The organism is Halothiobacillus diazotrophicus, from assembly GCF_001663815.1.
Lineage (GTDB): Bacteria > Pseudomonadota > Gammaproteobacteria > Halothiobacillales > Halothiobacillaceae > Halothiobacillus > Halothiobacillus diazotrophicus.
On record NZ_CP016027.1, the window covers coordinates 933,257 to 947,724 of the forward strand.

General features: G+C 59.4%; 9 protein-coding genes. 3 read left to right on the forward strand and 6 right to left on the reverse strand.

Going from position 1 to position 14,468, the window contains the following annotated elements; genetic code table 11:
- Positions 1 to 30: 30 nt before the first annotated feature.
- Complete coding sequence (ccoN, locus tag A9404_RS04180) at positions 31 to 1,488, reverse strand: cytochrome-c oxidase, cbb3-type subunit I (RefSeq protein ID WP_066098960.1); 1,458 nt, start codon at positions 1,486 to 1,488, stop codon at positions 31 to 33.
- A gap of 774 nt (positions 1,489 to 2,262) precedes the next feature.
- Between ccoN and A9404_RS04185 the strand changes: the two genes are divergently transcribed.
- Together A9404_RS04185 and grxD are read left to right on the forward strand one after the other, a co-directional pair.
- A complete protein-coding gene (locus tag A9404_RS04185) occupies positions 2,263 to 3,906 on the forward strand; it encodes a GGDEF domain-containing response regulator (protein ID WP_066098961.1) in 1,644 nt (547 codons plus the stop codon).
- Between the two features lie 170 nt (positions 3,907 to 4,076).
- Positions 4,077 to 4,421, forward strand: a complete 345-nt coding sequence (grxD, locus tag A9404_RS04190) for a Grx4 family monothiol glutaredoxin (RefSeq protein ID WP_066098964.1) — start codon at positions 4,077 to 4,079, stop codon at positions 4,419 to 4,421.
- A gap of 138 nt (positions 4,422 to 4,559) precedes the next feature.
- On the opposite strand, the gene truD is transcribed toward grxD, so the two are convergent.
- The 5 genes from truD to A9404_RS04215 form a co-directional block, all read right to left on the reverse strand.
- Positions 4,560 to 5,606 (reverse strand): tRNA pseudouridine(13) synthase TruD, encoded by a 1,047-nt coding sequence (truD, locus tag A9404_RS04195; RefSeq protein ID WP_156521228.1) that lies wholly within the window; start codon positions 5,604 to 5,606, stop codon positions 4,560 to 4,562.
- Between the two features lie 29 nt (positions 5,607 to 5,635).
- A complete protein-coding gene (pyrC, locus tag A9404_RS04200; RefSeq protein WP_066098969.1) occupies positions 5,636 to 6,676 on the reverse strand; it encodes a dihydroorotase in 1,041 nt (346 codons plus the stop codon).
- Positions 6,677 to 6,792: 116 nt separating this feature from the next.
- Positions 6,793 to 7,275 carry a DsrE family protein gene (locus tag A9404_RS04205; protein ID WP_066098972.1) on the reverse strand — a complete coding sequence of 161 codons (483 nt, stop codon included), beginning with the start codon at positions 7,273 to 7,275 and terminating at the stop codon, positions 6,793 to 6,795.
- 41 nt (positions 7,276 to 7,316) lie between these two features.
- Positions 7,317 to 8,888: an ArnT family glycosyltransferase gene (locus A9404_RS04210; RefSeq protein ID WP_066098976.1), complete on the reverse strand. Its 1,572-nt coding sequence runs from the start codon at positions 8,886 to 8,888 to the stop codon at positions 7,317 to 7,319.
- Between the two features lie 119 nt (positions 8,889 to 9,007).
- Positions 9,008 to 9,349, reverse strand: coding sequence for a PilZ domain-containing protein (locus A9404_RS04215; RefSeq protein WP_066098979.1), 342 nt, complete (start codon positions 9,347 to 9,349; stop codon positions 9,008 to 9,010).
- Positions 9,350 to 9,615: 266 nt separating this feature from the next.
- On the opposite strand from A9404_RS04215, the gene A9404_RS04220 reads away from it, so the two are divergent.
- The gene (locus A9404_RS04220) at positions 9,616 to 14,337 is read left to right on the forward strand and encodes an EAL domain-containing protein (protein WP_066098982.1); all 4,722 of its coding nucleotides are present in this window, start codon (positions 9,616 to 9,618) and stop codon (positions 14,335 to 14,337) included.
- Positions 14,338 to 14,468 lie beyond the last annotated feature (131 nt).

The following is a 14,468-nucleotide window of genomic DNA, read 5'->3' on the forward strand; positions in this document are numbered from 1 at the left end:
CGGGTTTCGCAGATCGCCGTCGGCGAAGGATCAGGCGATGGCGCGATTCGGAATCAGCAACTCACGCGTGACTTCCTCCTGCTTCTCGGCCGTGATGGTGCGATACAGGTTGTACACCATCAGCACCGTACCGCTGAAGAAGAAAATGCCGCCCAGCAAACGCACGATATACGGGATATGCAGGAAGGCCACCGTTTCAACGAAGGTGTAGGCTAGGTTGCCGTACTGGTCGAAGGCACGCAGCATCAAACCCTGCCCGATACCGGACACCCACATCGCAACGATGTACAACACGATGCCGATCGTTGCCAGCCAGAAATGGACGAACACGAGCTTGGTCGAGTACAGCTTCGTGCCCCAGAGGCGCGGCACCATGTGGTAGAACGAGCCGAAGGTCACCATGGCCACCCAGCCCAGGGCCCCGGAATGCACGTGGCCGATGGTCCAGTCCGTGTAGTGGGACAGCGCATTCACGGATTCCAGTGCCAGCATCGGGCCTTCGAACGTGGCCATGCCATAGAAGGCCAGCGCCGTAATCAGGAACAGGATGACCGGATCGGTCCGCAGTTTGTCCCAGGCCCCGGAGAGCGTCATGATGCCGTTGATCATCCCGCCCCAGGATGGCAGCAGCAACAGGATCGAGAAGGTCACCGACAGCGAGTTCACCCAGTCGGGCAACGCGGTCCATTCCAGATGGTGACCGCCGACCCACATGTACAGGAACGACAGCGCCCAGAAGTGCACGATGGACAGACGGTACGAGTAGATCGGGCGCCCGGCCTGCTTGGGTACGAAGTAGTACATCATGCCGAGGAAGCCGACCGTCAGCACGAACCCGACGAGGTTGTGACCGTACCACCACTGGGTCATGGCATCCTGAACGCCGCTGAAGATCGAGTAGGACTGCCAAAAACTGTACGGAACCTGGATGTTGTTGAAGAAATGCAGGATCGCGGTAGCCAGAATGAATGCCGAGAAGAACCAGTTGGCCACGTAAATGTGCGGTTGCGTGCGCTTGCGCAAGGTCATGAAGAAGATGAGCGCATACATGACGAGTCCGATCATCATCAGGATGTTGTCCGCCAGCGGAAATTCCGCGTACTCGCGCGACTGGCTATGGCCCGCCATCACCGCCCAGGCGCCGATCAGCACCACAGCTTGCCAGGCCCAGAACACCGTGTTCGACAGCACCTTGCCGCCCCACAAGCGGGTCTGACAGGTCCGCTGCACGATGTAAAACGAGGTGGCAATCAGCGCATTGCCCCCGAAACCCCAGATCACGAGATTGGTATGCACAGGACGCAATCGACCAAAAGTGATTTCGGGAATATCCAAGTTCATCACCGGCCAGGCCAGTTCACTTGCAATATAGATCCCAGCGGCCATACCCGCGATTGCCCAGAGCATCGAGGCAATCGTGAACATCTTGATGATGTCGTAGTCGTAGATAGCACCGCTGGGCAGCGTCATGGATGATGATTGACTCATCGTAATAAACCTCCCAGATCAAAAGAACACGGTCGACAGGCGAGATGTCAACCGCCCAAATCCCTCGGCATGACGCGTGATGGGGGCTCCCACACCGAAGGCGGCTTCCTGATAGCATTCCTTGATCGCGCCTCGGCATGCCGGGCGCCTGTAGATTTATTTCTGGCTGCGATAAACAAGTGCATCGTGACGCCGACGGGCAAACCCGAGCGCAAACGATTAGCCTGAGCATTTATCAGCAAAGGATTATATTGAAGAGCGGACCGACCCAATAAAACATTTTTTTTATCCGCCGATCAGTTTTCGGCACATAAGAAAAAAGCCGCCCAACAGGCGGCCTTTCGGATATGCGACCTCGGGGACGAGCCCCGCGTACCCTCGATCAACCGAAGGTGATGACACTCAGGAACGACAGCCACGAAAAGATAATCAGGCCGACGATGAAGGTCAGGGGAAAATTTTCAAAACTGAACATGGACTTCATTATCTGGGTCACCTCTGCAAGTAAGTCTCGCCATCTTAATTCGGGGCAAAGGAAATGTCACGCACATGTCGTCCTGATGCGCCAAGCACAATCTGGCACGCGGGAATCTACATCTGTCTGAAATGAACAAGACCCCGTGAAGGCTTGGCAGTATACTTTCCTAAGGGATCTATCCGGGAAACGCCATGGCGCTCAGGGCCGGGCTTCGCCACGCCATCACGGGGATCCAACGGACAGAAACGCCCGGGCAGAAACGCCGGGAAAACGCCAAGATAAGGAAATACGACCGCATGAATGCACTTCCCCTCGACACCGACTATCCACGGCAGGAGACCATCGCTCAGCAGATCAACTGGCAACTGGCGGCCGCCTCGCTCGAAGCGGTGCTGGCCGATCATAGCGTCCGACGGTCGACACGACTTGCCGACCTGATCGAACAGACGACCACGCTGCTGGAGGCGGCACGCCGCAATCGACTGCCGCAACTGGCCAGCGTACTTGACCGGCTGATTCACGCCATCGAGCGGGAGCAAATCACCCCCTCGGAGGATTTCAGCCGCCTGATCCGCCTGATCCGGCACATCGAGCGCATCATCCAGAACAGCACCATCCTCGACATTAACGGCAACAATCCGCTTGCCCTGATTCTCAGCGATACTGAGCCCTCCGAAACATTACGCGATGCCTTGCACCGCGCCGGATACGCCACGCAAACAATTAACCCGAAAACGCAACCGGCCCTCCAAATCAGGACCCTCTGCGAAGAAGCGTCACTCATGATCTTCGTGACAACGCAAAGCGAGTCCGCTCAGGAAATCATGGCGCCCGTCGCGCCGTTCGAGACCCTGATCAAATCCCGGACCACCCTGATGATTGCCGCCAACGACTCCTTTGCCAGCCGTGCCGCCGCAGTGAAGACCGGCGTCACGCATTTTCTGACCGAACCGCTGGATGTATCGCGCCTGAACACCCTCCTGCAGTCGGCCCGCATGACGGATGAGGAAAACCGTCCGCTGCGCGTACTGATGGTGGATGACATGGCGACGGCAGGGGTCTATTGGGGCAAGCATTTCCAGCGCCACAACATCGTCTACCGCTTCGAAACCTCGCCGGAAAAGGCCTACCGCAGCGCGATCGAGATGGAGCCCGACATCATTCTGCTCGATCTCTACATGCCGGATATCGACGGGATCGATCTCGCACGCATTTTTCGGGAACATCCGCGCCTGCAGGACGTACCGATCCTGTTCATGTCCACCGAGGAAAACGACCGTCGTCGCATGGAAGCGAAAATCCAGGGCGGAGACGACTTCCTCAACAAGACGATTCCCATCGACGACCTGCTGAAGATGGTCCGCTACCGCGCCCTGAGATACCGCCAGTCCAATGCGGAAAAACGGAGCGATTCCCTGACGGGCCTGCTCAACCACAATGCAATCAAGGATCTGATCGAAAGCGAACTGGACCGAGCCAACCGGCAGAACCTGACCCTGACGGTCGCCCTGATCGACATCGATCATTTCAAGAAGGTGAACGACACCCACGGGCACCAGATCGGCGACAACGTAATTCGCAAGCTGTCGAATCTGCTGAATACCCGACTGCGCCGTTACGACGGTGTCGGTCGTTACGGTGGGGAGGAATTTCTGGTCGCACTGCCCAATACGGACGAAACGACGGCAGCCCACCTGATCAACCGGCTGCGCATCCAATTTGGCCAAACGCCCTTCCAGGTCGACGGAAACAACCAGATGTACTGCACGTTCAGTGCCGGCATCGCCAGTTTCCCGCAGAATCTGGATCTGACCAGTCTCATCGACGAAGCGGATCGAAACCTCTATCTGGCGAAGACCAACGGCCGCAATCGGGTAGTCTGCGACCAGTTTGCGCGAACTCAGCCCAGAACCGGCGAAACCGGCATTCTGGGTCGCTAGACCACCACCCTGATCCAGCGCAGCGGTTCGGACCAGCCGGCTCCATCAGCCCGAGGCTTGGCGCGTGACGGCTCATCTCGGCACGCGGCTGAAGGTTACTGAGGCAAGCAAACGGGAAACGGTCTACAATCGACCAACAATCCCGTTCCAACTTATGAGGTATCCGACTCATGGACGCACTTGAGCGCATCGACCAATTTGTCAAAACCAACCCGGTTCTGATTTTCATGAAAGGCACACCGCAATTTCCGAGCTGCGGCTTTTCCAGTCGTACTGCGGAAGCGCTCAAGGCGTGCAATGTGCCGTTTGGCTACGTGAACGTACTGGCCGATCCCGAGATTTTCGAGAATCTGCCCCGCTACCGCGATTGGCCGACTTTCCCGCAGGTCTACGTGGACGGTGAACTGATCGGTGGCTGCGACATCACCCTGGAGTTGCTTGAGCGCGGCGAACTGCAACCGATGGTTGAGCAGGCCGTCCAGAAAAAAGCCGAAAACTCCGGTACGGCTTCCTGAGCCAAAGGCCGCCCCGAATCCGCATAGCGGCGAGGGCGGCCTCCACGAAAACGCCCGAAACGCCCCGCCCCTTCCTACCCGCCACCAGCCTCAACGGTCAAATTGACGCACCCGGCGCGCCGGCAAGCACACGGATCGCTAGGCAGGCACCACCTGGACAAGCTCACGCAATACGGCCGTCGCATAACTGCCCGACGCCAGGGTAAAACTCAACCTTAGCGAAACCTCCCCTTCGGAGCCCTCTTCGAACGAGGCAACCGGCTCCATGAGCGGTGCCATCAACGCGCGTCGGTCATGATCAACCCGCCAGGCGGACAGATGATTCGACCAGATCGTCGTATCGCCCTCCGCGGAAAACTGACGAAGCACTTCGTCGGCAAGCGCCGTTTCCAGGGATCGAACCGCAGCTTCGGTTGGCACGGTACCCGCCCCCCACAGGGGACCCGTCAATCGGATATCCCGCTGGTGGATGCGAGCCTGGGCATGATCGACCTCATCCGCCGTCACCAGGAATCGGCTGTTCGAACCGGCAAGCTGGGCGAGATCGCCCTCCTGCGCGGCGGCGACGGTATCCGCCTGAATCCGCCGGGACAGCACTTCGTTGAATATGAGCGCCCGTAGGGTGGATATCCCCCAATTGCGATCGGAACGCCCCACCCGCCCCGATTCGATCGTGGCGCCGAGTCTTGCCAACAAGTCGAGGTTCCGAGCGTCCGTGCCAAACCGCTGTTCGGCGAAATAATTGGCGAAACCGGTCGTCGCCAACCGTTCTAGACGCGACGAAAAATCCGGGTCCTCGCCCGAAATCCCCCGAAGCGTGATCGTGAAGCGATTGCCCCGATGGATACCCCGTCGCAGTTTCTTGGGGTGTCGGGCCCAATCGAGCACGCGGACGCCTTCCGGCAATGCATCAAACCAATCCGGTTCGTTCGTCCCGAGGGGCAGACTGATCCATTGCCGTGTCACGGCATGCTTGTCCTTGAGCCCACAGAAGCCGATATCCCGTTCAGCGACCCGGGCAAGACGCGAAATCCTGCCGATCATCTGGGGCGTGGTCGTGCCGATCTTCTCGATCCAGAAAAGGCCGTGACTTCCGGAGCCCTCGGGCGAGAACCCCAGCACCTCCTCCACGCAGAAATCGTCAGGCGTGGATTTCAACACGCCGCTCAGACGCGGTTCGGGCAAGCATCGCGCCAGATGGGACAACGGAGCGGTCACAGACGGATCGCTTGCCAGTTCAGTACCTCCCCGGCCCGCAGGGGAATCAGTCGTTCCGCATCACCGACGTCGTAATACTCGGGTACCGGCTGCGCACGACGAATCAGGCGGATACGATGCTCATTGAGCGGCAACCGGTAGAAATTCGGGCCGTGGACGCTCGTGAATGCCTCGAGCCGATCCAACTTCCCGACCTGATCGAAGGCTTCGGCATACAGTTCCAATGCCGCGTAGGCGGTAAATGCCCCCGCGCAACCACAGGCGGATTCCTTGGCGTGCTGGGTATGCGGTGCGGAATCCGTCCCCATGAAGAATCGCGGATCGCCGGACGTCGCAGCGGCAACCAGTGCCTCGCGATGGCGCTCGCGCTTCAGAACCGGCAGGCAGTAGTAGTGCGGACGGATACCGCCCACCAGCATGGCATTGCGGTTGTACAGCAGATGATGGGCCGTGATGGTTGCGCCGACCTGACCGTCCTGCGCCTGCACGAAGGTCGCGGCATCCTCCGTCGTGATGTGCTCCATCACGATGCGCAACGTGGGGAACCGCTCACGAATCGGCGTCAGGACCCGTTCGATGAAACGTGCTTCCCGGTCGAAAATATCCACCTTCGGATCCACCACCTCGCCATGCACCAGCAGGGGCAGTCCGGACCGCGCCAGTTCGGCAAGGAGGTGATCGATGGCCAGGGGATCGCGCACGCCCCGGTCCGAATTCGTCGTCGCACCGGCAGGATAGAGCTTGACTGCGTGGATGAAGGGGTTCTCGGCCGCGCGAGCCAACTCGTCGACCGTCGTCTGTTCGGTCAGGTAGAGGGTCATCAGCGGTTCGAAACCGGTATCGGCCGGGACGGCCGCAAGAATTCGATCCCGGTAGGCCAGCGCCTCGTCGACCCGTGCCACCGGCGGCACGAGATTGGGCATGACGATGGCACGGGCGCACTGACGAGCCGTGAATGGCGCGGCGACCGCAAGCATGTCGCCGTCGCGCAAATGGACGTGCCAGTCATCGGGCTGGCGGATGATCAATTCATTCATAGACGTATTTGGCAAATCCAGAAAGAACCAGGCGGCAAACAGGACATCTGTGCCGCCTGGCGAGATAGGGCTCACGACGCACCGCAGCCCCTACATGAATCGGTGTGACGCCCAGCTTACCACGCAATGTACGCGTAGCCCTGCTCCTGATACTCCATCAGAGCCGCGGCGCCTACCTGCCGAATCTTGGCGAACGAGCGCATGTCCGAATCGCTGTAGCCAACGGTGCGCATCGTGTTGCCACAGGCATTCCATTTCACACCGTAATTTTCAGAGAAGCCCTGGACGCGTTCGTAAATCAACTTGTTGACGTTCCGCTTCGGCTCCTTTGCCAGCAGGTGAATGCCGCCCGCGAACGCCACGACGGCAATCTGCACGTCCCCGCCGAATTCGGTGATCATGGCACTCATGGAGTTGAGGATGTGCGTCTGATATTCCACATCGTCATGGTTCAACTGATACACCACATGATGCTTGGGCTTATCACCGGGGAACCGCAGATCATCCGCGGCCTCGGCCGTTTTGATTCCCAGCGCCGCACCGCCGGCGCCCGCCACGGCCGTCATGAAATTCCGGCGGTTTTTCAAAAAATCAGACATGATCAATCACTCCCCTGACAGAAATATTTGTTAAAACGAGTCTAGCGCATGCGCAACAGGACCACACCGCCCTGAGAAAACAGAACCTGGGCATCCAGCTCGTCTGCATACACCGCCCTAGTCAGCACCAGATCTCCGGATTCCGGCGCGTGCCTTGCCAGAATCTTGCCCGCATAGACACCGAAACTCGGCGTATTCATCCGGTACATGACGGCCGTCCCGGGCAAGTCGCGCGCCATCAGCCCCGCCGCCTTGATGGGCCCCTGCTGCAAAGCGTCCACGATCGGCAGCAATCGCCCATTCATCACGAGGGAAAAGGACAGCGCCACCGGCACCAGGATGACCGGCAGCGGCCAGGATCGCCGAAAAGCGGCGATGACCGACAATCCAAGAATGGTGCCCAGCAGCAGATACCAGCCTGGACCGAAATACAGGTTCCGATCCGCCAGCATCGCCTGCACATAGGCAGGCCGGATGCGATCGATAAACAGATCAAGCGCCCCGGGCAAGGCGAGCAGAATCAACAGCATGCCCCAGAAGGGCAACAGATACAGCCACCGGTTCCGGATCGCGGGAAAGTACGTCGCCATCACCAGAATCAATCCAACCAGACCATAGTTCAGGTAGTGCGGCAATTTGGTGCCCGAAAAGGAAAACAGCAGCAGCACGAAACCGAACCAGAGCCAGCCAAATCGTTTGAGTGCCGCTTCCGCCGACAGTTCCGTCGCGGGCCTCAGAGACCAAGCGCCGTGGCGAACATCCTGGACGAGGCCCCCGATCGCCCGAACGACCAGCCCCGTGAACGGCAACAGGGCGATAAAGGTCACGACCGGGTAGAACCAGAATCCTGCGGAATGCCCTTCCATGGGCGCGCTGAAGCGTCCGACATTGTTCTTGAGGAAAAACCCGTCGATGAATGCCTGTCCCTCGCGGACGTATTCCAGGACATACCAGGGCAGCGCCAAAGCGAGAAACAGCAGAATGCCCCGCCAATCCAGGACCGCACGCCACCACGAGCCAAAGCGGCCGGTCGACAGATAGAACAACAGGCTGACCACTGCCGGAATCACCACCGCGACCGGCCCCTTGGTAAGAAAACCGAGCGCCATGGCCACGAAGGCCCAGCGGATATAGGTGGCACGCCCCGTCTGCCAGTGGCGAAAAATGGCAAACATTGCCAGGGTCATGAAAAGCATCAATACGGCATCGGCAATAGCCGCCTTGCCGACGACGGTCGTCATCAGACTGGTGGCGGCGATCAGGGCCGCATAGAAGGCACGTTCGCGATCAAGTACCTGTTGTCCGAATCGGTATATCGACCAGACCCAGAACGTCGAGGCCAGGGCCGAAGGCAGGCGAAAAGCCCATTCATTAAAGCCGAATACCATGGCCGAGGCCGCTTGCAACCAGTAGATCAGAATGGGTTTGTCGAAACGCGGCACGGTATTGAGATACGGCGTCACGAAATCGTGTCGCAGGAACATCTCGCGGGTCGCCGAGGTAAAAGCGCCCTCATCCAGATCGAATAGCGGGATACTGCCGATTTGCCAGTAAAAGCCGATGAACACGGCGACAGCGAGGATGAAATAGTGGATTGATCGAGTATGAGACATATTGGCTAGGTGTCAGTGGGAAGCAACGAAATCCCGTGGGCCGGGCGCCCGGTGAACTGGCGCAGACTGGCGGCCGGAAAGGCGATTGGGAGAAACGCCCCTGTATGACCGGCAGACACTCAAATGGTTGCAGTCGGGGTGTCCTTTCCCAGTGCGCCGGCAAGATAGGCCTCGATCTTCGCACGCGTCTGCCCCTTGTCCATCGGGCTGAACTGCACGCCAATCCCTGCGGTTTTCCCGCCCTGGGCCCCCTCCGGAGTTTGCCAGACCACCTTGACGGCCAACGCAATCCGCTCGGGATTGCCCATCATGGTCAGCGTCAGGAAAAGCTCCTTGCCGATGTCATGATGCAGATGTCCGGGAATGAACAGACCGCCGTTCTTGATGAACGGCATGTACGAACGGTACAACGTTTCCTTGTCCGGAATGTTGTGATGAATCATGCCGCCGCCGAGTGCCATCCTGCTTCCCTCTTCCTGTTGGTGTTGCGTTTCGCGTTATTCTAGCAGCATGTCGACGCATCGCGTTTTTGCATTTCATGGACACACGAACACTTCGCGCATGATCTCCCAACTCATCCAAAACACCCTCCCGATGCCGATCCTGCAGCGGCGGAATCGATCGTCATCCTGCGATATAATGAAAATTGAACTATAACTAGGGCCAAGCTGTTGAAATCCATCATGGATCATGGAGCGATCATGACCACAAAGACGCATTCCACACCATGAGCAGTCGACTCGTGCAATGGCCCGGTGTTTTCTACCGGCTGTTGTTGACCTTGCCCCTGCTCATGCTGGTGGGCTGGGCCAGCTGGAATGAATCCACGCAATATCAACTCGCTGTCGAGCAAATCGATCGAGAAGCCGATCATGCGGGCCGGTTTTATGCCAACCGGATCGAAAATAGGCTGAACAGTGCCTACAAGGAACTGGAACTGATCGCGCCGTTGATCGCTGAAGCACCGAATCGGGACACGCCGACACCGCAAATCCAGCATATTCTCCAGCACCTCCAGCAACTGCATCCGGAAATCTATGCGATCGGCGTGGATGCGGGCAACGGGAAGACGCGCCTCTGGTCCACACCGGTCCAGCACCTGTTCCCCTACGAACCGGATGAACGCTTCACATCCCTGAAAGCCAACCCACAATGGCTGCTGGGCCCGGGACAGATCGTCAATCGCACGCCGTTGATCGCCCTGCGATACCGACCGTCCGCGCCGGACGGAGGTTCGGAGATCTCCGTCAACCTGATCTATCGCTTGGGATATCTACTCGATTACCCCCCGGAGGAAAAGGCCTGGCAGTTCACCGTCGTCGACACCCGCAACAATCGGATACTCGGCATATGTCGCAACGGCACGCTGGATTTTCAGAAATCCCAATCACCGGAAGGAAAGGACACGGTCCCGATCCACGGATACCCCATGATCGTGCGGACCACCGGCACGGAGGCACTGGCCAAGCAGATCTACCGCCAAAGCGCCAAGAAACGCCTGGATCTCTACATCGGCATGTTCGTGCTGCTGGGGATTGCGGCATGGGGTATCTATACCCTCCTTCGTCAGCGGGAACGCGATGCCGATCATCTGAAACGGCTCGCGGATATCAATGCGCTGCTGGCCCAGGTCAACCAGATCATCGCGGTGAGCCGTGACGAGACAGGGTTCATGGAGGAAATCTGCGCGCTTGCAGTCAAATATGGCGGGTTTCGCCTGGCTTTCATTGCGAAACCCGATAAAACCGGACAGTTCCAGATTCTGGCCGCCGCAGATTCAACCGGCTATACCCGGAACCTCCAGATCGTGACGGATCCGGAACTGCCGGAAGGTCAGGGTCCGGTCGGTACCGCCTGGCGAACGCAGCAACCGGTCTATGCCCAGGATCTGCGCAAGACGCCGGGATTCAATCCCTGGCTGCAGAAAGCCGAACAGTTCGGCATCCGGTCCAGCGCCACGATTCCCATTCGGAAAAACGGGGCAAGATGGGCGATTCTTGCCGCATACCATGCAGAAAATCAGGTATTCACGGGCGAACTGGAGCATCTGCTGGAGGATCTGGCCCAGGACATCACGCGGGGACTGAACTGGATCGAGACGCAACGGCGCGAAGCCGTGCTGCAAGCCACCCAACGCGCCCTGCTCGACAATACGCTGGCGGGTATCGCCATGGTGCGCGACCGCCACCTGATTCAGGTGACCGCCCGGCTCGTCATCATGCTGGGCTACGTCCACGCCGACGAATTGCTGGGACAGTCGACCCGCGTCATGTATGCCACCGACGCCGACTACGATCGGGTCGGCCAAGGGTACGAAAAGCTGCTCATCGACGGGAAGATCATGATCCCGGATGTCCGATTCGCCCGGAAGGACGGATCCACCATCATCTGCGATCTCTCGGCGAGCATGATCCAGGACGACGAACTCACCACGTCGGTCTGGACCATCCAGGACATTACGAAGCGCCACAATCTACAGAAAGAACTCGCCAAAACCCTGGCCTATCAGCGCACGCTGTTCGACAACAACGCCGCAGCCTTGCTGACAGTGGATACCGAAGGAAACATCACGGACGCCAACCCGGCACTCTGCCTGCTGACCGGGTATAGCCACGGGGAACTGGTGGGACACACCGCCGACATGCTGCAGGATGTCGCGGAGGCGCCGCAGTCCCTGACCATGCAGTTCAAGGCGCTCGCAGACGGCCCGGCTCACTCAGCACGCCAGGAGGGAACGATTCGTCACCGGGACGGGACCATCCTGAACGTGGAGACCCTCGGCGCCAGCCTGACCCTGCCCGATGGACGGTCCGGCGCCATCTGGAGCCTGATCGACGTCACGGCGTTGCATCAGGCGAAACAGGAGATTGCCTACCAGGCCCTCCACGATACGCTGACGGGACTGCCTAACCGGCGCGCCCTCGAACAGCACCTGCCCCGCGCCATCGCCCGCGCGCAACGTCATGGCACGGTCGTCGCCGTCGGCATGCTCGATCTGGACGATTTCAAACCCGTCAACGACAACTTCGGCCACGAAAGCGGAGACACGCTACTGCGGGAACTGGCACAGCGGTTGAAAGCGCGATTGCGCAAGCAGGATCTGCTGGCTCGATTGGGCGGCGACGAGTTCGTCATCGTGCTCGAGGATCTCGAACAGGACCAGCTGCTGGTACAACTCGAAACGGCCCTGGACCGCCTTCATCAGTCGGTCGAGACGCCCTTTGACGTTTCAAAGGGCAAGCAGGCGAAGATCGGCATGAGTCTGGGACTGGCCCTCTACCCGATCGACGGTGATCAGGGCGACAGCCTGTTGCGCCTCGCCGACGCCGCCCTCTATGCCTCCAAGACCAACAAATCGACGCGCACGCAGTGGTGGCGAATCATCCATGACACGCCGCCTGCCGACAGTACCCGGACAGAGGCCAGGGAATCGTATTTCGATGCCTATTCCCCGGAGAGCCAGGCATTGATGCATCAGTGCGCCGCCTATCTCGACGAACATGCCGAACGGTTCGTTCGCCAATTTTACGCAGCGCTCAGGAGTAACCCGGGCGCACAGAAAATCCTCGAGACAATCGCGCCGACGGGGCTTCCCAGACTGGTCACGATCCAGGTCGAGCATCTCCGCTTCCTCCTGAATCCCGAAACGACCCGCGCACAACTCGTTGCACGCGCCAAGCGCATCGGGACCGTCCATGCGCTGGTCGGCGTGGGTAGCCCGCTACTCATGCAGTCGATGAATCTGTATGGGAAACTGCTCAATGACTACCTGAATCAGGCGCCGTTGAACAGCCGCGAACGACACCAGATCATGATCGCCAGCGAGGCACGAATCCAGGACGATATCCTCGAGCAACTCCAGGCCGGCGGCGCCACCATTCAGGAACACTTCGATCTGTTGACGCACCCACTCCCTCCGGCGGAAAGCCTGTGGGTCGAGGTCAAGACGCAGGAAATCGAACGGCTTGGCCAACTGCCGGGCATCCAAGCCATCCTGCTGATGCGCCCGGATGCCGATGGCGTGTTCACGATCGAGGGTAGTGGCGGTCATCACGGAGCAACGCTGGCATCCCTGCTGAACGATCGCGAACGACGGGCCAATATCGATCCGGAATCCCCCCGGGGGAAAAGTCTCGCCGCCGAGGCATGGCGAACGCTGGATATCCAGAGCAGCCCCAACCTCCATCTGGACCCGCACTATGCCGAATGGCACGGCATCGCCACGCAACTCGAGGTCACTGCCGCAATATCCCTGCCGATCATGGACAGTAACAGACGGGTTATCGCCGTTCTGATGCTGTACGGCCGCTACCCGAATCAGTTCGAATCGGTGTGGATGCAGCAGTTCACCCGCAATCTGCAGTTGCGCCTCAGCCAGGTCTGGCTGCTGTGCAACAATCCCGGACCGGTCATCAGTCAGCAACTGGCTCAGCACTACCGACGGGAACTCTTTTCCGGCGGACTGCGCGTGCACATGCAACCGATCCTGGATCTGCGCGATGGCTCATTGATCAAGGTCGAAGCCCTTGCCCGACTGGCCCGTCCAGATGGCACGATCGTACCCCCAGGCGATTTTCTGCCCCTGCTGGGCGACAGCGAACTCGACCGTCTGTTCTGTCTGGTCATGGAGACTGCGCTGCCGTGGCTGCGACGCTGGGATCGGGACGGCATCACCGTCGATCTGTCGATCAATCTGTCACCAGGCACCCTGATCGATCCGGAATGCAGTCACTGGATCGAGGATGCGCTGAAACGGACGGGCATTCCTGCCCAGCGCCTGACCCTGGAAATCCTCGAAACCCAGGGGTTGGACGAGCCTGCCCAGGACGCGGCCATCCGGAAACTGGTCGATATGGGTATTCCGCTGGCCATGGACGACCTCGGTTCCGGCTACAGCAGTCTGTATCGGCTGGCTACCCTCCCCTTCAACATCATCAAGATCGATCAGAGTCTGGTCACGCAATTGCGGGCGAATCCCGTGCAGACGATGAGCCTGATCTCCGCAATCATCCAGATGGGCAACGATTTCGACCAGACGGTCATCGTCGAGGGACTCGAGGAACGCGGGTTCATCGAGGTCGTCACCATCCTTGGCGCACAGTACGGCCAGGGGTATGGCTTGGCGCGTCCCATGCCCCCGGAGGAAATTCTCCCCTGGCTCGACGGACTGCCGCCACACCAGCCGACGCCCGGCTTCGATACCTATCTCGGCGCACTGGCCTACCACTGGTGGCTGATGCATACCGGCCGACGAATTCACCCCGAGGACATGGTCAAATGCCCGCTCAACCGATTCCTGATCGACAAGGGGCATGGCGACAGCGAAGCCGCGACCTGGCACCGGGAAACCCACGCGGCTCAGGAAAACCGGACCGCGAGTCGGAACCTGCTTGTCTGGTTGGCCGAACACGTGCAAGCCGAGAGTCGTACCGAAAGCCCATTCGTCTGACCTCGACATCCCACGAAACGCACGACTTCCCCTGAACCTGACAGCCCATCAGGGATGGCCGACGAATCATCCCTGGCCCAGGAATCATCGGGCGATAAAACTTCTGCCCGCAAAATCGGTCACAACGTCAA

Bases quoted from the DNA above. Each gene is read 5' to 3' on its own strand.
- grxD (WP_066098964.1), top strand. From the start codon at position 4,077: ATGGACGCACTTGAGCGCATCGACCAATTTGTCAAAACCAACCCGGTT.
- ccoN (WP_066098960.1), bottom strand. From the start codon at position 1,488: ATGAGTCAATCATCATCCATGACGCTGCCCAGCGGTGCTATCTACGAC.
- A9404_RS04205 (WP_066098972.1), bottom strand. From the start codon at position 7,275: ATGTCTGATTTTTTGAAAAACCGCCGGAATTTCATGACGGCCGTGGCG.
- A9404_RS04220 (WP_066098982.1), top strand. From the start codon at position 9,616: ATGAGCAGTCGACTCGTGCAATGGCCCGGTGTTTTCTACCGGCTGTTG.
- A9404_RS04185 (WP_066098961.1), top strand. From the start codon at position 2,263: ATGAATGCACTTCCCCTCGACACCGACTATCCACGGCAGGAGACCATC.
- pyrC (WP_066098969.1), bottom strand. From the start codon at position 6,676: ATGAATGAATTGATCATCCGCCAGCCCGATGACTGGCACGTCCATTTG.
- A9404_RS04210 (WP_066098976.1), bottom strand. From the start codon at position 8,888: ATGTCTCATACTCGATCAATCCACTATTTCATCCTCGCTGTCGCCGTG.
- A9404_RS04215 (WP_066098979.1), bottom strand. From the start codon at position 9,349: ATGGCACTCGGCGGCGGCATGATTCATCACAACATTCCGGACAAGGAA.